This is a genomic window from Arsenophonus endosymbiont of Aphis craccivora, from assembly GCF_013460135.1.
In the GTDB taxonomy this organism is placed as follows: Bacteria; Pseudomonadota; Gammaproteobacteria; order Enterobacterales; family Enterobacteriaceae; genus Arsenophonus; species Arsenophonus nilaparvatae.
On sequence record NZ_CP038155.1, the window covers coordinates 322619 to 340171 of the forward strand.

General features: G+C 40.5%; 10 protein-coding genes, 11 pseudogenes and 1 other annotated feature (1 of these 22 running past the window's edge). Of the genes and pseudogenes, 6 read left to right on the forward strand and 15 right to left on the reverse strand.

Annotated features, from left to right (window positions below; translation table 11 throughout):
• Window positions 1–114 (reverse strand) — a sequence feature (Thr leader region); it reaches 14 nt to the left of the window's first position.
• The gene (locus tag E3U36_RS13350) at window positions 26–154 is read left to right on the forward strand and encodes a hypothetical protein (protein ID WP_255424661.1); all 129 of its coding nucleotides are present in this window, start codon (window positions 26–28) and stop codon (window positions 152–154) included. Its footprint overlaps the feature before it by 89 nt.
• 586 nt (window positions 155–740) lie before the next feature.
• Here E3U36_RS13350 and creA read toward each other — a convergent pair.
• A complete protein-coding gene (gene creA, locus E3U36_RS01665) occupies window positions 741–1214 on the reverse strand; it encodes a protein CreA (protein ID WP_180816881.1) in 474 nt (157 codons plus the stop codon).
• A gap of 167 nt (window positions 1215–1381) precedes the next feature.
• Between creA and robA the strand changes: the two genes are divergently transcribed.
• Entirely contained in the window at window positions 1382–2218 is an 837-nt protein-coding gene (gene robA, locus E3U36_RS01670; RefSeq protein WP_180816882.1) for an MDR efflux pump AcrAB transcriptional activator RobA, read from the forward strand.
• A 45-nt stretch (window positions 2219–2263) separates the two neighbouring features.
• Here robA and E3U36_RS01675 read toward each other — a convergent pair.
• Window positions 2264–3187: pseudogene (locus E3U36_RS01675) on the reverse strand (IS5 family transposase).
• Between E3U36_RS01675 and E3U36_RS01680 the strand changes: the two are divergent.
• Window positions 3181–3351, forward strand: a complete 171-nt coding sequence (locus E3U36_RS01680; RefSeq protein WP_180816883.1) for a hypothetical protein — start codon at window positions 3181–3183, stop codon at window positions 3349–3351. The pseudogene E3U36_RS01675 and the gene E3U36_RS01680 sit on opposite strands and share 7 nt — an antisense overlap.
• 93 nt (window positions 3352–3444) lie before the next feature.
• On the opposite strand, the gene gpmB is transcribed toward E3U36_RS01680, so the two are convergent.
• On the reverse strand, window positions 3445–4092 hold the full coding sequence (gpmB, locus tag E3U36_RS01685; RefSeq protein WP_180816884.1) for a 2,3-diphosphoglycerate-dependent phosphoglycerate mutase GpmB: 648 nt from the start codon (window positions 4090–4092) through the stop codon (window positions 3445–3447).
• Window positions 4093–4143: 51 nt separating this feature from the next.
• Between gpmB and yjjX the strand changes: the two are divergent.
• Window positions 4144–4665: pseudogene (gene yjjX, locus E3U36_RS01690) on the forward strand (inosine/xanthosine triphosphatase).
• 71 nt (window positions 4666–4736) lie between these two features.
• On the opposite strand, the gene trpR reads toward yjjX, so the two are convergent.
• The 10 genes and pseudogenes from trpR to gpt all read right to left on the reverse strand — a co-directional run bounded on the left by trpR (window position 4737) and on the right by gpt (window position 13950).
• Window positions 4737–5057 (reverse strand): trp operon repressor, encoded by a 321-nt coding sequence (gene trpR, locus E3U36_RS01695; RefSeq protein WP_409013907.1) that lies wholly within the window; start codon window positions 5055–5057, stop codon window positions 4737–4739.
• Window positions 5058–5130: 73 nt separating this feature from the next.
• A pseudogene (gene sltY, locus E3U36_RS13355) lies at window positions 5131–6986 on the reverse strand (murein transglycosylase); the annotation flags it as partial.
• Between the two features lie 40 nt (window positions 6987–7026).
• Window positions 7027–7954: pseudogene (locus E3U36_RS01710) on the reverse strand (IS5 family transposase).
• A gap of 75 nt (window positions 7955–8029) precedes the next feature.
• Window positions 8030–8369, reverse strand: a pseudogene (locus E3U36_RS01715) (1-acyl-sn-glycerol-3-phosphate acyltransferase); the annotation flags it as partial.
• 82 nt (window positions 8370–8451) lie between these two features.
• A complete protein-coding gene (gene aroL, locus E3U36_RS01720) occupies window positions 8452–8973 on the reverse strand; it encodes a shikimate kinase AroL (RefSeq protein WP_180816886.1) in 522 nt (173 codons plus the stop codon).
• A gap of 159 nt (window positions 8974–9132) precedes the next feature.
• Window positions 9133–10386: pseudogene (proA, locus tag E3U36_RS01725) on the reverse strand (glutamate-5-semialdehyde dehydrogenase).
• Window positions 10386–11491: pseudogene (gene proB / locus E3U36_RS01730) on the reverse strand (glutamate 5-kinase). Before proB ends, proA begins: the two co-directional pseudogenes overlap by 1 nt.
• Before the next feature lie 134 nt (window positions 11492–11625).
• Window positions 11626–12015: pseudogene (gene crl, locus E3U36_RS01735) on the reverse strand (sigma factor-binding protein Crl).
• A gap of 118 nt (window positions 12016–12133) precedes the next feature.
• A pseudogene (gene frsA, locus E3U36_RS01740) lies at window positions 12134–13380 on the reverse strand (esterase FrsA).
• A 108-nt stretch (window positions 13381–13488) separates the two neighbouring features.
• Window positions 13489–13950, reverse strand: coding sequence for a xanthine phosphoribosyltransferase (gpt, locus tag E3U36_RS01745; protein ID WP_180816887.1), 462 nt, complete (start codon window positions 13948–13950; stop codon window positions 13489–13491).
• A 240-nt stretch (window positions 13951–14190) separates the two neighbouring features.
• Between gpt and E3U36_RS01750 the strand changes: the two genes are divergently transcribed.
• Window positions 14191–15651 (forward strand): aminoacyl-histidine dipeptidase, encoded by a 1461-nt coding sequence (locus tag E3U36_RS01750; RefSeq protein ID WP_180816888.1) that lies wholly within the window; start codon window positions 14191–14193, stop codon window positions 15649–15651.
• Window positions 15652–15681: 30 nt separating this feature from the next.
• Here E3U36_RS01750 and E3U36_RS01755 read toward each other — a convergent pair.
• Window positions 15682–16111 (reverse strand): annotated as a pseudogene (locus E3U36_RS01755) (DinB/UmuC family translesion DNA polymerase); the annotation flags it as partial.
• A 75-nt stretch (window positions 16112–16186) separates the two neighbouring features.
• On the opposite strand from E3U36_RS01755, the gene E3U36_RS01760 reads away from it, so the two are divergent.
• A complete protein-coding gene (locus E3U36_RS01760) occupies window positions 16187–17110 on the forward strand; it encodes an IS5 family transposase (RefSeq protein ID WP_180816890.1) in 924 nt (307 codons plus the stop codon).
• A 104-nt stretch (window positions 17111–17214) separates the two neighbouring features.
• On the opposite strand, the pseudogene flgB reads toward E3U36_RS01760, so the two are convergent.
• A pseudogene (gene flgB, locus E3U36_RS01765) lies at window positions 17215–17397 on the reverse strand (flagellar basal body rod protein FlgB); the annotation flags it as partial.
• Window positions 17398–17553: the final 156 nt, after the last annotated feature.

The window sequence follows — 17553 nt, forward strand, 5'->3', positions numbered from 1 at the left end:
CATCATTTGCTTGGATGCGGGCTTTATGTTCGATTTTGATTTTAGTTATGCGTCAGCCCGCCCCATAACCAATGGTTACGGTAGTGGTAATAATGGTGGTATTGAAGCTGGTCTTACGCATCACTGTCCTAAGTTTCTATTAAAAAATATTTAGCTATATACTGGTTAAAACAATTTTAATGCAAAGTCAAATAATTTGTTCTTTAATTACTAAAACTAATTAAACATATTCATTTCTTTGTTAAGTAACTATTACCAATAGAATACATTTCACTTTAAGCAGATAAAAAAACATAACCGAATAAATGATAATTTTTATCTATTTACAATCAGCAACGCTTGTATGTTAACAGATAAATAATAATATGAAGCTTGGCGTTTATATTTTTCATATAAATTACATTAGTGCCTATTTTAATTTAAATACAATATTTTATGACACAAAAAATCATATAATTTAAGTAATAATCTTTATAATAGCTTTATTTCGATTTTGACGTGTATCAACAAAAGTCATTTTTTTAGGTGGTAAATAGGCTTTTAGCTGTTATATTGCTGTTAACATAAAATGAGAAAAGAATTGTTTAGTAAATTTCTTTTAGGTTCGGCATAATTGTTTTTTTGTTACAAAAAAATTATATGAACTTTAATGATATTCGCTAAGCTTTCATTAGGCTTTGTTGAATAAATATAACATATTAAACCCCTTTTTTTAGGTGTTGGGGGGTTTAATAAATATATTAATGCCATGGCATAATTGGCACAGCACTAATAGCATTTTTAGGCGATCCATCAATTATTTTGTCTGAATAAGTTAAATAAATAAGTGCATTCCGTTGTTTATCGTAGAAACGTACTACTTGTAGTTTTTTGAAAATCAATGAAGTACGTTTTTGAAAAACAACTTGCCCCTTTTTATTATTTAATTTAATTTTGTCATCTATAATTATTGGCCCAACCTGTTGACAAGAAATTGCCGAATCAGCAGTATCTTCTGCCAGGCCGAGACCTCCTTTAATACCGCCTGTTTTTGCTCGACTCAGATAACAAGTTATATTATTAATATCCGGATCGTCAAATGCTTCAATAACAATTTTATTATCAGGACCAAAAAGTTTAAATACCGTATCAACAGCACCGATTTCTTCTGCCAATATTGAATTTGGTAAAAAAAATATTATTAAAATAGATAGTAATTTTGACAAATTTAGCATGATATCAATTTTCCTTAATAACACTCATTAAATAATAAAATTATTTTTACATTATTAATATCCATAAAAATAATAAAATAGCTATATAAAGCAATTTAGTATTAAATGGATGTTTATAATAAAGTCTTTATACTATTTATAGGTGATTATTTAAACCAGGTACTTCTATGGATCAAAGCAATATTATCCGCGATTTACTGTATTGGATAGACACACATCTAGATCAGCCGCTATTTCTCGATAACGTCGCAGCTAAAGCTGGTTATTCAAAATGGCATTTACAGCGGATGTTTAAAAACATTACTCAGCAAGCTATTGGCTCTTATATCCGTGCTCGCCGGCTTTCCCGTGCGGCTGTTGCTCTTAGGCTGACTAGTCGGCCAATTCTTGATATTGCACTGCAATACCGTTTTGATTCACAGCAAACCTTTACTCGTGCGTTTAAAAAACAATTTGGCATTACACCAGCTCTCTATCGTCACAGTGAAGAGTGGTGTGCTACAGGTATGCAACCACCAATCACTCTAGAAGAACAAAAATTACCAAATGTGTCCTTTGTCACACTAGCACCGAAACATTTAATGGAAATAGAACAAACTTGCTCATATATATTAGAAAAATGGTCTACTGCCTGTGCTGAAATGTGCCAACATTTCTGGCAATATTATCAAGATAAAACAAAAATTATACCTAATGAAGTTTATGGATTATATCGTGTCGTGCATAGCTCAGAAAAGTATGATGAACAAACGGTTTCATATATCACTGCAGTCGAACCACAATATGCTGATAATGAAAATAATTTATACCATTCAGTTATCATCGAAGGCGGTGATTATGCCCTCTTTACTTTTGAAGGAAAACCAACAAAAAGTGATCTACAACAGTTTTTATATATGATTTATGGTGTTTATATGCCTAATCTCAAGCTAACCCGTCGCGCGGGACACGATATAGAACATTATCAGCTGAAAGATCCTAATAATCCTGAATGGCTTTGTTGAATAAATCAGAATTAGCCGCCAGGATGGCTCCCTCTGCTACAGCTGTTATCCGATCCTGACGCTGTGTGGCATACCCAACAACGTCATACGGTTCAGCGCTTTGACCATCGCCATTGCTTCACCTACCTGAGCCTCATAGTCACGCAGCCTCAGATGGCCACCCAGCAAAGTTTTTATGCGGAACATCGCTGTTTCTGCCACTGAACGCCGGTGATAACCCACTTTCTTTTTCCACATATCATTACTCCTGCTCAGACGCTGATTCGCCACCGCATAGTTACGTTCATGGTACTTGTCCGGCTAGTATTTCGCTCCGCTTCGCGGCGGGATAAGGGGCCTGATTTTCTTTCTTAGCAACGCATCGTGGCAGTAACAGGCGTCATAAGCACCGTCTGCTGACACTTCCCTGATTTTCCGGTGGGTTTGGTTAATCAGGCCCGTCAGTGCCTGCGCATCTGTCGTTCCGCTGAGCGATAAGTCGGCACAGATAATCTCATGAGTCACACTGTCTGCTGCCAGATGAAGCTTGCGCCACACTCTTCGTCTGTCAGCCCCATGCTGCCTAACTTTCCATTCACCTTCGCCAAAGACCTTCAGATCGGTACTGTCGATGACCAGATGCGAGATTTCACCACGCGTTGGCGTTTTTATGCTGATGTTGACGCTCTTTGCTCGTCGGCTGACCAGCGAGTAGTCCGGACAGCACAGCGGCAAAGACATGAGTTTAAAAATCGAATCAACGAAGCCCTGTAATGCCCGGAGCGACAGGTTAAACACACGCTTCATCATCAGGACAGTGGTAACAGCCATATCGCTGTAGTAAAGCGGCCGGCCACGACCTTCAGGCGAAGAACTGTCAGTCCATCCAGCGATGGCCGACTCATCAAGCCAGACCGTCAGGGAACCGCGTTGTCTGAGTGCCTTGTTGTACGCGGGCCAGTTGGTAATTTTAAACTTTTGCTTTGCCATGGGGACCTGATGTTGAAACGAATTTAGCGATCAGCTCCGCCAATCACCTAAAAGTTCGATTTATTCAACAAAGCCATCCTGAATGTAACTACAATAATCCAGAAAACCATATAGCCTCATTTGATTATTTTGTGCCGATTAAAAGAACGCCTTCCACCAGCTAAAACGAATTGATTATAATAGTTACTCCCTAATCAAATCCAAGGGAATATTTCCCTTGGCAAAATTATTCTTACATTATTTAATTATTACCAGAGTTAAATTTGCTGTTCATCTAATGCTGGCTCAACTAAATGAGAGATATCCCCTGCGGTTTCTACTACCCAACCATTGGCCAACCAAGGCGTTTCCTGAAAAGCTACCTTTGAAATAGAGCAGTTACGTAAACGTAAACGCCTTTCAGCGTAAGTCGGCACAACCAGTATGCGATTAAGTAATGCTCCTAACCATATCCCATGACTAACCAATAAAGGTATACTCCCTGCTGGTAAAGAACGACACTTCTCTAGCGTAGTAAACATGCGTTCTGTTATCTCTCCCATAGATTCACCATCGGGAATACGTGCTCCAGGAGAGCTATTAACTAAATTTCGACGCCAACGCTCTTCTTCGTCACTTAACGAACTAATTGCCCGCCCTTCAAGGATCCCCATGTTCAATTCCCTTAACCGTGGCTCAAGAATAATGTTACAATGGCAAGCTTGCGCGATAATTTCTGCCGTTTTCTGCGTGCGCCCTAAGTCGCTGGATATAATGTGAGTGATGCCAATTGATTTCACTCTTTCAGCAACCAATTTAGCTTGTCTAATGCCAACTTCAGTGAGTGGGCTGTCAGATTGTCCCTGAATACAGTGAGCCACGTTCCATTCAGTTTCTCCGTGGCGAACAAGATAGACCTGTAACATAATAATTTTCCGTTATACTTCACAAAATAATATTTTAAAGCATACTAATTAATGTATAAAGTAATCGCAGCAACCGCAAATCCGGCCAAAATAAACGCTATTCATTTAGCATTTTAAGCTGTTTTTGGTGCTGGCAATTATCAAATAGAAAGTATCAATGTTAGTAGTAATGTAGCCCAACAACCAATTGGTAATACGGAAACCCGCACAGGTGCACGCCAGCTTGTTATGGCTTCACGTCAAGTTCGTCCCGAAGCCGATTTGTGGGTAGGTATTGACGCTGGGGTTGAAGATGAAATGACTTTTGCCTGGATAACCATTGAACATAAACAAATTCGCGGTGAATCGCGTTCTGCCAGTATTATGTTACCGGAGCAAATTTTGTTTAGTATTCAACAAGGCCGCAAGTTAGGCGATGTGATGGCTAATATTAAACACAACGAAGGGGCAATTGGTTTTTTTACCAATGGTTTACTCAGCCGTACCAGTGTCGACCAACAAGCGCTTATTTTAGCATTAGCACATATCCAACATGAAATTTATAAAGAACTTAAGGTGCTACATGACAGCTAGCTCATGTCAGTGTAACCAAATCGTATAAAAAGTGGCTAAAGGTGTACATTTTACAATTTAATAAAAGATGTTTATGGCTTGAGTAACTGCTGTTCCAACCAAACTTTCACCTCTTTAGTCGCACTCTTCAGACTATTAGAACCCCGCGTGATGGTTGCAATTCCGACACCTAACTCACTTTTAAGCTCTCGCTGACTCATTTCACCGTCCATTAATGCCTGAATTATCCGAACTCTAGTCCCCAATGCCACACGTTCATCTGGGGTTAAAAATAATTGTAAAATGGGTTGCTGTAACTCTTGTTGGAAAGCACTACGCAATAATTCGACAAAGCGTTGCCAATCACTATTTTCTTCAGGTTGAAGGGCTGGATCAATAAGATAGTTTTCCATAATATATACCGCTATACTATTTAACTAGTACAATAGCATAACATAAACAGCTCGGTGATGGACATAAAGATCACTAATAGTTCATCATCCATTCGCTTTTTGTTAATATTTTAACTGAGTTACCGAGAAAATATTGATAAAAAAGATTGTAGACAAGTACATTTTTAACATAACGTCGCGTTTCAGAAAATGGGATACTTTCAATAAAAGAGATAACATCTAATTTTCCGTTACTGATTGCTACCCAACGCGCCACTCTGGCAGGTCCAGCATTGTAAGCAGCACAAACTAATACCCGGTTAAATCCAAATTGCTGAAAAACTGTCTCCAAATATGCGGTACCAAGCTCAATATTTTTTTCTGGATCAATTAACTTACTACTATCAGTATAATCTGCAATGCCATTCAATTTTGCCACTTGTTGTGCTGTCTGTGGCATTAATTGCATCAAACCAATCGCACCCGCAGCAGAACGCACTTGTGGATTCCAACCACTTTCTTGTCTGGCAATTGCCATGGCAAAACTTTTATCAATTTTTTTATCTTTTGTGTGCCGTTCAAATTCACGTTCCCAGGCAATAGGAAAACGCTCTGTTAAATGATCCCATAGTTTGGCAATAATTGTCGCCTGTACACTCAAATCAGCCCACCGATGTTCAAATGCATAGCGTGCTAGTTGCTGTTGGCGGATTTTTTTCTGTCTGATAAGCAGATTAATCCATTCAGTGCGGGCTAAATTTTCCTTTTTCCAAAACAACAATTCACCTATTCGCTGTACCTCAGGCAATAAATCGATATCATTTTCAGGTTTAGCGGCAACCGCAATATTTATAGGATACGGAATGTTCAATTTTTGTGCCGCAACCATAGGATAAAATCCGCGCCGTTTCACCAAGTTGAATAATATCTTTTTACCTTGCTTAGGCTTACCTTGAGCGATTAGGGTAATAGCCTGCCAATATTGCCACTCTTCCTTATTTCGGCTTTCTTTAGATAATTGCTTTAACCATTGCGCAAGCGAAACCATATCATTGCTGGCCAGCGCTAAACGCACCCTTCGTTCACGTAAAGAAATTGAAGATGAGTGTTGAATAACAGTATCACGCCACTTAGCTTGTTTTAGCGTCACCTCACCAAATAATTGCCAGGCGATATCATCCTTCAATTGCTGCTGTTGTAAAGGGCTCATTTTCTGTGCTTGGATAATAATCGGTATCGCAGCCTTGGCATTCTCTCCCGACTGCCTGCAAAGCGGTTAAAAAACAACAATATCACTTGTCGATTAAACGCCGATGGCTTGACCAGGCTGGCAAATTTCACCACTAAAGAGGGATCTTGCTGTAATTTGGCCAAGCGCTGGCCGATAATTTGATCTTTAGTTGGCAACCGATTGACTAGGCTGGTAACCAGAGCAGCATCATTGCTTTTAATAGCTAAAAAAATACGTTGCAAAATCAATTCAGTGGTTAATGGTCCAGCCCGTTGCCAACGGGTAAAAAGCTGTTCGCACGCTTGGGGTAGTAGATAGCCGTGTAACAAAATCTGTTTCGCTCCCTGCCACGCCGCTTGCTTATTACCTGTTTGCCATTTGGCATAGTAATAATTACAACGAGCAATAATCGGCCTCGGCGGTGAAGGGCTAAAAGCTAGTAAGCTATGCCATTCTTTACGCTGGGCAAGCTGATTGACAAAAAGGGTAGACAACTTTTGATTGAGGGGAAAATGGGGATATTGTTTGATAAAAGTCTCAACTTGCGCTCCAGAAATGGTATTAAGATCTTGCGTCAATCGCCGATATGCCAGATAAGGATAAAGCGGATATTCGGTTAATGTTGGCATCAAACTTGCGACCCGATGATTATCATTAGCATCCCAGGCTTGCTTAATTGCCTGATAACGCTCACGTTGAGCGGGGCTTTGTTGAATAAATCAGAATTAGCCGCCAGGATGGCTCCCTCTGCTACAGCTGTTATCCGATCCTGACGCTGTGTGGCATACCCAACAACGTCATACGGTTCAGCGCTTTGACCATCGCCATTGCTTCACCTACCTGAGCCTCATAGTCACGCAGCCTCAGATGGCCACCCAGCAAAGTTTTTATGCGGAACATCGCTGTTTCTGCCACTGAACGCCGGTGATAACCCACTTTCTTTTTCCACATATCATTACTCCTGCTCAGACGCTGATTCGCCACCGCATGGTTACGTTCATGGTACTTGTCCGGCCAGTATTTCGCTCCGCTTCGCGGCGGGATAAGGGGCCTGATTTTCTTTCTTAGCAACGCGTCGTGGCAGTAACAGGCGTCATACATAAGCACCGTCTGCTAACACTTCCCTGATTTTCCGGTGGGTTTGGTTAATCAGGCCCGGCAGTGCCTGCGCATCTGTCGTTCCGCTGAGCGATAAGTCGGCACAGATAATCTCATGAGTCACACTGTCTGCTGCCAGATGAAGCTTGCGCCACACTCTTCGTCTGTCAGCCCCATGCTGCCTGACTTTCCATTCACCTTCGCCAAAGACCTTCAGACCGGTACTGTCGATGACCAGATGCGAGATTTCACCACGCGTTGGCGTTTTTATGCTGATGTTGACGCTCTTTGCTCGTCTGCTGACCAGCGAGTAGTCCGGACAGCACAGCGGCAAAGACATGAGTTTAAAAATCGAATCAACGAAGCCCTGTAATGCCCGGAGCGACAGGTTAAACACACGCTTCATCATCAGGACAGTGGTAACAGCCATATCGCTGTAGTAAAGCGGCCGGCCACGACCTTCAGGCGAAGAATTGTCAGTCCATCCAGCGATGGCCGACTCATCAAGCCAGACCGTCAGGGAACCGCGTTGTCTGAGTGCCTTGTTGTACGCGGGCCAGTTGGTAATTTTAAACTTTTGCTTTGCCATGGGGACCTGATGTTGAAACGAATTTAGCGATCAGCTCCGCCAATCACCTAAAAGTTCGATTTATTCAACAAAGCCCAGTGAACCATGAACGCTAATTCTTCCTTCAGGAAAAATGACGATAGGACGCCCTTTTTCTATTTCTCTAACTAAAGTTCGAATAGCCATTGGGTTGGCAGGATCAAGCGGAACAACATCGGCATAGGGTTTTAATAATTTAATAAAGCGTGGTGTGCCGATAGATGAATAAACAGCAAAAAGGGGGCGAATAGGTAAAAAAAGAGCGAGTAGGATCCCGTCTAAAAAATAGACATGATTAGATGTTATTAAACATCGCTCATATTCTTTAAGTTTTATTTCACCAACCACAGTCACGCGAAAAAAACTGGAATATTACGCGCAATAATTTTATCAGCATATCTCTTTCCTTACTCCTTAATGTTATTGATCATTTTAGAGTACATCTTTCACCGAAGATGACTAACATGGCAAAATTGAGATCATACAAAGTATTTTTTATCTTTTTGCAAAAAATGATCTATTTGGTAAACAATTTTTGTCGTCGGTAAGTCGGCATCAATAATGTAATCAGCGGTATCTAACATAGAACCTTCTCTTTCATTCATTACTTCAGCTATCTCTTCTGCTAAGGGCTTACCTGTTAATGTTGGTCGTTGTGAAATTTCAGGATCAGCAGACAGACGCCTAATCAATACATAAGATGGAGCTTGTAAATAAATAATACAGCCATTTTTTTTCATAAAATCACGATTTTCTTTCAGTAAAATAATCCCTCCTCCCGTTGAGATCACTGAGTTTGGCTGTTGTATTGATCGCAACACGCTGGACTCCAAATCACGAAAGCAATCCCAACCATCTCGTTTAACTAACTCGGCAATACTTATTTTAGCATTTTGTTTACCTAACAAATCGGTATCAAAAAAATGACACATCCTAGATTCAGCTAACGTTCTTCCTACTATTGTCTTCCCTGTACCTCTTGGTCCAATAAGATAAAGCATATCAAGTCGTCCTAATCGATAATTTATTTAATTAGTTAGAATATATATGTAAGCTTACAAGCGAGATTTAAAATTTACAAAAGTAAAAATTCTAAATTTCCACGATTAAAAGAAAGCCACACAACAACAGTGTGGCTCAAAAAATCTTGAAGTAATGACTCAAGAACGTGTTAAATTATCTCCATAACCAATCCATTGATAGGTTGTTAATGCATCTAATCCCATCTGACCTCTTGCATGCAGTTTTTGTGTGCTTACAGCAACCTCTGCACCTAACCCAAATTGTCCGCCATCTGTAAATCGCGTACTGGCATTAACATAAACCGCCGCAGAATCAACGCGCTGAATAAAATAATCAGCGTGTTGAATTGATTGGGTCAAAATAGCGTCAGAATGGGCCGTTCCATAATCCCGAATGTGATTAATCGCAGCATCGATATCGTTGACGACTGTAACGTTAACATCAAGCGATAACCATTCATCACGGTAATTCTGCTCCAACAATTCAACAACGCTTGCCAGGCTTGACTTTAAATAGGACATTGCATGCCGACTGGCATGTAGAGTCACATTTTGCTCAGCCATTTTCTCAGCCAAAAGCGGTAGAAATGTAGCTGCAATACTTTTATGAACTAATAACGTTTCCAATGAATTACATGCACTTGGGCGCTGCACTTTAGCATTCACGATCAGTGGTAGTGCTTTGTTAAAATCAATATGCTGATCGACATAAATATGACAGACACCAATACCACCAGTGATCACTGGGATGGTTGATTGTTCACGGCATAGCTTATGTAAACCTCCACCACCACTCGGGATCAACATATCTATATAGCGATCCATTTTCAGCAATTGGGTTACTAATTTTCTGTCTGGATCATCAATAGATTGAACCGCTGCCTGTGGAATATCATTTTGTTGCAACGCTTGCTGAATAACTTTAACGATTGCTTGATTAGTCTGTGAGGTCTCTTTACCACCACGTAAAATTACCGCATTACCGGTTTTCAAACATAACGAGGCAACATCGATCGTTACATTCGGACGCGCTTCATAAATAACACCAATCACGCCCAGTGGAACACATCGACGTTGTATATTTAAGCCATTATCTAATAAGCCGCCATCGAGTATACGTCCAACCGGATCAACTAATTGACATAACTTTCTTACATCATTCGCAATAGCATCTCATCGCTCAACAGTTAGCAATAGTCTGTCTTGCATAGCTGAATTCATATGGCCAGCTTTTGTGGCTTCAATATCCTTAGCAGTAGCAGCTAAAATTGCATCACTCTGTTGTTGCAGGCAATCAGCTATATCCATTAAGACATTATTTTTCTGTTTTGTATTTAACCCTGCCAGGTACCATGAAGCTTGTTTAGCCGCTTTGCCTATTTTTTCCAACATCATTTACTCACTATCATATCGTCACGGTGAACAGCAACAGCACCATACTCATAACCCAAAATTCGATTAATTTCTTGCGAATGATATCCTGCGATTAGGCGTAAAGCATCGCTATTATAATGAGTCACCCCATGCGCTAAATCTTTGCCTAATAAATTAAGAATACGCACAACGTCGCCGCGCGAAAAATTACCACTAATTTTCTTTATTCCTTTTGGTAATAGTGAGCTGCCTTTTTGGTGGATAGCCAAAGCAGCACCCTCATCGACAACAATTTCAACCGCCAGAGGCGCGCCAAAAATCCACCGTTTTCGGTTTTCCATCGGCGTTTTTAAGCGATGAAATTTTGTTCCTACTTGCAGACCTTCGAGCACATTTGCGATCACATTAGGCTTATCACCGGCGGCAATAATCACTTCAATTCCCGCTAGGCCAGCAATGCCCGCTGCTTGCAACTTTGTTGCCATTCCACCAGTGCCTAAACCGGTCACACTATCACCTGCCATGCATCTTAGTTCATCATTAATATCATGAACTTCAGTGATCAATTGTGCATTTGGATTGTTGCGTGGATCTGCGGTATACAGTCCCTCGATATCCGTTAATAATAGTAACTTATCTGCATCAGCTAAAATTGCAACCAATGCCGATCAATTATCATTATCACCAACTTTAATTTCGGCTGTCGCAACGGCATCATTTTCATTGATAACAGGAATAATACGGTTATCCAGTAACGCTTGTAATGTGTTGCTTGCATTCAAAAAACGTTCGCGATCTTTAATATCAGCTCTGGTCAATAACATCTGACCAATATGAATACCATAAATGGAAAACAACCGTTCCCAAAGTTGGATAAGATGGATTTGCCCAACCGCCGTGAGTGATTGTTTCGAAGCAATTGTTTCAGGTAATGTTGGATAACCTAAATGCGCTCGACCAGCAGTAATTGCACCCGAGTGACAATGATAATGTGGTGACCTTTTTCATGCTGCTGTGCGCATTGTCGCACTAATTCAACAATACTAGCCTGATCCAAACAACGCGATCCACCCGTTAATACACTTGTTCCTAATTTTATCACCAAAGTTTGGCTATTGTTCATCATGCTTCTGCCATTAACTCTCTATAACAATAAATATTTAGCCATCAGTTTTACTAAGTAAGAAGCGTTATGCCAACTGACATAATGCAATTTTAATGAAAAGTTAATTTTACAATAGTTGCCAACAATATAAGCTATATATTAATTGCAACCAGTTTAGGGCAAGGGGTTAATGTTAATTCCAATGTATGCAGTGAATCACCTAAACGTTTGTGGAATTCTTGCAATGTCTCTTCAAGCGACTTGATAATATTTGATTTATTAATTTCGATATGCTGCCAATTACCCGCTTTATCAAACATACCTAATTTATAATGATATACAAATCCGTCAAGTTCTCGTCTTAATTCCAACCACCATCCCCAAAATTCACGCTTTTCTGGAGCAGTCTTTGCATTAACACAAATAGCAAGGCAGTCGAAAAAAAAGAGATCATCCTGACATTGAGATTAGCGGAGATAAGGTCCTAACCTGGTAACATGCTTCAATAATTTACTTTTAGAATAATTTGAAGTTAAAGCCATAATAAGGATCTACTTGTTGTTAAGCTACTTTTTTAGCAAATAAGAAAAAATAATCAAGTAATCAAGTAATCAAGTAATCAAGTAATCAAGTAATCAAGTAATCAAGTAATCACAAAGATTATTCAATTTTGCTTTTCAGCCAACTCACTACTGTAGAAAGTGACTGATGAAAATTTTGATACAACGGCTTGGTTGGTAAAGTCAATAACTTACAGTCAATGGACGAACGTACGACAAGTAGTGCGTCTTCTGTAGGACTAAAAATATCATTTTGCCAGTTGACAGCCATAAACGGTACAGAACAGCGACGCCCTAATAATCCCTGTTTTTTTAGCGAATAACAACTTAGTTCTGAACGTAAAACAGCTTCATCTACCTGATAGAAACCTAATCGACTGGCAAAGAGGTCAATATTCATTACCGGTATTTGATCCTGATATTTTTGTTCAGTAAGCAAGCTGTGGACGATGGGACCTAAAACTGCAACGCCTTTTAAGCGTTTGGGTTCTAAATAAGCTAAGCGAAGTGCAATATTGGCACCAAAACGCAAACCAATTACACCTATTCGAGTATGATCGATCCATGGAATATTAGCCAATTGATTAAGTACCTGTTGATGCAGCGCGCTAGTATCCTGAGAAAGTTTATATTTAATAGAATAGCCAATTGATGGCATATCCAGGGTTAACATAGCAAAACCTTGCGGGGCCAGATAGTTGTTGAAAAGGCGGTAATAATCTAGTTGTAAACTATCTAATGTGCCACAAACTAAAATCGTGGGACACGGGCCTTGGCTGGTATCCGGTAAATGTAAAAAACCAATTACCTCTTTTTTACCATCCGCTATTTTGCAAGAAATTTTTTTCAGTCGAAAATCGGTCAATTGTGCTGCATTTTCATAAGCTTTATTAGCTAATAACACCGCTTGTTCGGCAAGATTATCACCTTTAAGATGAGGATATGCGGCAATACTATATAAATTAGCTGCCCGTAACCAAGCTTGGCTTGCTGCTATTTTTGTTGGCAATTCAAGTGCTTTTTCCTGCCAGACCATGGCTTGTTTTGAACACTCATAAGCCCAATTTCCTGGCTGGTAACCAATTATGGTATCGAGTAAGTTATCAAAACTTCGAATACGATTATTTGCCGCTACTGCTTCAATCTCCAGCCCATCGTTGCCACGCCAAATCCATATTAGCCGGTTAGCATACGATACCAACTAACATAACTCGTCCCTTCGAATGTTGAGCTATGCTTCAATAAATGCGTTTTAGGCACGCTATAAGTCACCAGAGCAGAGTTCTCAGTTTGTTTCAGTTTTGATTTAGGCTTAAACAGCTTTTCTGACAGATTTTTTTCACTCATATTGACTTTATTCAGTTAAAAACTTTAGCAATGAAAAAGGGATGCGATTAGAATCACTATATAATATACTTTATTTCACTAATCAAAGCGAAATAAATAAAATAATTATTATTGTTCACAAAGCGGCTTAATAAAAACCTCTGTTTCCATATCCCAAGGTTGTTCTATCCAGGTATTTTGCGGTATATCAATAACATAATTATCAACTAATGGACGCCCAGCTGGTTTAGCAAAAATAGTCACAAAATAGCCTTTGGGATACATATCCCTGATAGCTTGCGCTGTCACGCCAGTATCGACCAAATCGTCGACCACAATATAACCTTCACCATCGCCGTCCACTCGCTTAATAACCTTAAGTTCTTTCTGGTTATTATGGTCGTAACTTGAAATACAGACCGTATCAATATGGCGTAGACCCAATTCACGAGCAACAATAGCACTTGGAACAAGTCCACCGCGGCTAACCGCAATAATGCCTTTCCATTGCTTGGCTGGTAGTAAGCGTTGTGCCAAAGTACGGGCATGCATTTGCAACATATCCCATGTTACGATGTATTTTTCACTCATAAAATTCTGATCCCAACGACTAGAGACAATTTTAGAAAAGCATATTAGTGGAGAAAATATTGCGCGAGATTATAGTGATTTGTAATAACAAAACCCAGAAATTAATGAATATTATCACAATTCACTAAAGGAATAGATGTTAGAAGGTGATATTCTGAATTAATAAAATAAATAATATTTACCAAAACTGCGGAATTAATTAGCAATCTTAATAATAAGGGTAGTAATAGGAGATAAAACGTGTCTGAACTTTCACAGCTTTCACCACAGCCGCTTTGGGATATTTTTGCACAAATTTGTGCAATTCCTCATCCATCTGGACATGAAGAAGCACTTGCTTCCTATATTATTCAATGGGCGGAGAGCAAAAAATTTAGCGTTGAACGCGATAAAGTCGGTAATATTCTTATTCGCAAACCGGCAACCGCCGGCTTGGGGAATCTTCGACCTGTCGTGCTTCAAGCCCATTTGGATATGGTGCCACAAAAAAACAGTGATACTCAACACTATTTTACTCAGGATCCTATCCGTCCTTACGTAGATAATGAATGGGTGAAAGCGCAAGGTACCACATTAGGAGCAGATAATGGCATCGGTATGGCCTCTGCTTTAGCTGTACTGGATGATGAGCATGTTAAACATGGACCAATAGAGGTTTTACTCACCATGACAGAAGAAACCGGCATGGTTGGTGCTTTTGGCATACAGCCAAATTGGCTACAAGCAGATATTCTGATCAATACCGATTCCGAAGAAGAAGGCGAAATCTACATGGGTTGTGCCGGCGGCGTTGATTTTACCACCACCTTTAAATTGGCAAGAGAAGCCATTCCAGCTGATCATATAATCTTCAAAATAACACTTAAAGGGTTAACCGGTGGTCACTCGGGTGGTGATATTCATTTAGGCTTAGCTAATGCGAATAAACTATTGGCGCGTTTTCTAGCAGGTCATGCCAGTGAATTACAATTAAAGCTCATTCATATTCAAGGGGGTAGCTTACGTAATGCGATCCCTCGTGAGAGTGAAGCAATTTTTTCAGTGCCCATATCAGTAGCAGCGAATTTAGAAACCAGTAAAAATTACTATCTAGCGATGCTAAGATCTGAATTTGCAGCGCTTGAAAAAAACTTAGTCATTACGCTTGATGAGACAACAACAGAATTATTTGCGCTAACCGCAGATTGTCAATCTCGCTTATTACATTTTCTCAATGCTGCGCCTAACGGTGTTATTCGGATGAGTGACGACATCAAAGAGGTTGTTGAAACTTCACTCAATACCGGCGTTGTTAATATGGATGAAAAAAAGGCCGAAATTACTTTTTTAATTCGCTCATTAATTGAAACGGGCAAAGATTATGTTGTTAACATGTTGACATCATTATCGATGCTTGCCAGTGCGGAATGTGAACATAAAGGCAGTTATCCTGGCTGGCAACCAGATCCGAAATCGCCAGTCATGGCACTTGCTAGCGATATCTATCAGCAACTATTTGGCAAAACACCTAAGATCATGGTGATCCATGCTGGTTTAGAATGTGGGCTATTTAAAAAAACTTATCCTCAAATGGATATGGTTTCCATTGGGCCAACGATATATGGCGCCCACTCACCCGACGAGCGAGCTAACATTAAAAGTGTCGAGAAATACTGGCAACTGTTAACATCAGTACTTAAATCAATACCTGAAAAAGGTTAATAATTGTAGCAGGCTAAACTAGCCTGCTTTTCACCAGTTCAGTATTAACTGCTTTTCTATCTGTGGATTTTGTAAAGTTATATGTAGACCTACTAATCTAACACCGCGATCTGCCGCCTCTGTTGCCAAATTTGCTGTGATCACCTTTACTTAAAATCGGATAACTATGCTCTTGAGTCGTTAACTGAAAATCGGTAAATTTCATCTTAACGCCTTGACTTGCAATGCTAAGCTCCGGTTTAATTTTTGCTAATCGAGTCTCAAGTTCTGGATAAAGTCGTTCAATAATTTTCATACAGTCATCCCATTGATAAATATCCTTAGCAACAGTACGCTCTACCCCAACTGATTTAGGTAAACGCTCACTATTAATGCTACGTGGATCTACGCCATGACTAAGATCACATAAAATTTGACCAAACTTACCTAATTCTTTCACTAATGTAATCAAATCAAATTGGGCTTTGTTGAATAAATCGAACTTTTAGGTGATTGGCGGAGCTGATCGCTAAATTCGTTTCAACATTAGGTCCCCATGGCAAAGCAAAAGTTTAAAATTACCAACTGGCCCGCGTACAACAAGGCACTCAGACAACGCGGTTCCCTGACGGTCTGGCTTGATGAGTCGGCCATCGCTGGATGGACTGACAGTTCTTCGCCTGAAGGTCGTGGCCGGCCGCTTTACTACAGCGATATGGCTGTTACCACTGTCCTGATGATGAAGCGTGTGTTTAACCTGTCGCTCCGGGCATTACAGGGCTTCGTTGATTCGATTTTTAAACTCATGTCTTTGCCGCTGTGCTGTCCGGACTACTCGCTGGTCAGCAGACGAGCAAAGAGCGTAAACATCAGCATAAAAACGCCAACGCGTGGTGAAATCTCGCATCTGGTCATCGACAGTACCGGTCTGAAGGTCTTTGGCGAAGGTGAATGGAAAGTCAGGCAGCATGGGGCTGACAGACGAAGAGTGTGGCGCAAGCTTCATCTGGCAGCAGACAGTGTGACTCATGAGATTATCTGTGCCGACTTATCGCTCAGCGGAACGACAGATGCGCAGGCACTGCCGGGCCTGATTAACCAAACCCACCGGAAAATCAGGGAAGTGTCAGCAGACGGTGCTTATCACGCCTGTTACTGCCACGATGCGTTGCTAAGAAAGAAAATCAGGCCCCTTATCCCGCCGCGAAGCGGAGCGAAATACTGGCCGGACAAGTACCATGAACGTAACCATGCGGTGGCGAATCAGCGTCTGAGCAGGAGTAATGATATGTGGAAAAAGAAAGTGGGTTATCACCGGCGTTCAGTGGCAGAAACAGCTATGTTCCGCATAAAAACTTTGCTGGGTGGCCATCTGAGGCTGCGTGACTATGAGGCTCAGGTAGGTGAAGCAATGGCGATGGTCAAAGCGCTGAACCGTATGACGTTGTTGGGTATGCCACACAGCGTCAGGATCGGATAACAGCTGTAGCAGAGGGAGCCATCCTGGCGGCTAATTCTGATTTATTCAACAAAGCCTGGCTGTACCGCAATATGTTTGGCGGAGGTTACCGCCAGCGATAACTATTTACCGCTGACTGAATTTGCCATCAGTTTTTTTTCTAATTGAGCACTAAAATCGATATCACGTGCCTGGTAGCCCGGTGTATCAGCATGCGCAATATTGGCTGATAAAATAGACTGGCGCTGGTGCCTTAGTGACAGTGCCTGTTGCTGAAACCTCAGCGTTGCATCGAGTTTATCGAGCATAACTTTCCTCTGTTAACGATAGAGATCCAATTTTGACAATATTTTAGGGCAGTAGCTTATAGGCAGAATAAAAAGTCAAAGGCGGGAAAAAACGATTATTAATAGTTTATTTATCACATTATCAGCGAAATAATGCTTTACACTGCTGGCTATACA